Annotated in this window: 1 protein-coding gene; it reads right to left on the bottom strand. The window is 62.0% G+C overall.

Translation table 11 applies throughout. The features are described 5' to 3' along the window. Positions 1-724, bottom strand: a 724-nt coding sequence (locus IVA82_RS37265; protein ID WP_247493795.1) for an IS66 family transposase, incomplete at both ends; no start/stop codon positions are given.

Genomic DNA, 724 nt, shown 5'->3' on the forward strand with positions numbered 1-724 from the left:
GTCCGAGAATCCGACGGTTAAAGCCTCCTGCCTCAGCAATCTGCGCATAATCACGAGGTGCACATAATCGCGAACATAGGTCCAGATCCGACCGGTGACAGTCTTCAGTTTCGCGAGTACGGGCACCGTCGTGTCATCGGCGTGGATGCGTTCCGCGCTCATGATATGGGTCCGGATCGCCTCAATAATTGGGTCGAGCGCCACCACGCAGGCGCCGACCCGATCCGCCAATGTCGAGACATCGATCTCGATCCCTTCGCGGGCATAGGTCTTGCTCTGGCGGTTCAACGGCTGATGCAGCAGGAACTTGTTGACCAGCACCATCGCCAGCAGGCTCGGCCCGGCAAAGCCGCGCGGGATCGGATGTGAGGGCGCCGGCGCCTCGGTGATCGCCTCGCAATCCCGGCAGGAGAACTTCTCGCGGACGTGCTCGATAATCTTCCAGCGCCGCGGCTCGCATTCAAGCGTCTTCGATACCACTTCACCAAGCTTGTGCAGCCGCTCACTGCCGCACTTACCGCAGGCGCAAGGCGCGGGTTCGACGATACGTTCGACCGGTAGGTTATCTGGCAGAGGACGTCGAGGCGGCCGCGGATTGTGCGCACGCTTCTGCTTGGCGGCTTCCGGTGCCGCCATGTCGGCCGTGGCTTCCTGCTCGGCCTGGGTCTCTTCAAGATCCTCAATGGCCAGCTCGAGCTGCTCGACCAGCCTGCCACGTTCAGAA

The organism is Bradyrhizobium sp. 142 (assembly GCF_023074015.1).
In the GTDB taxonomy this organism is placed as follows: domain Bacteria; phylum Pseudomonadota; class Alphaproteobacteria; order Rhizobiales; family Xanthobacteraceae; genus Bradyrhizobium.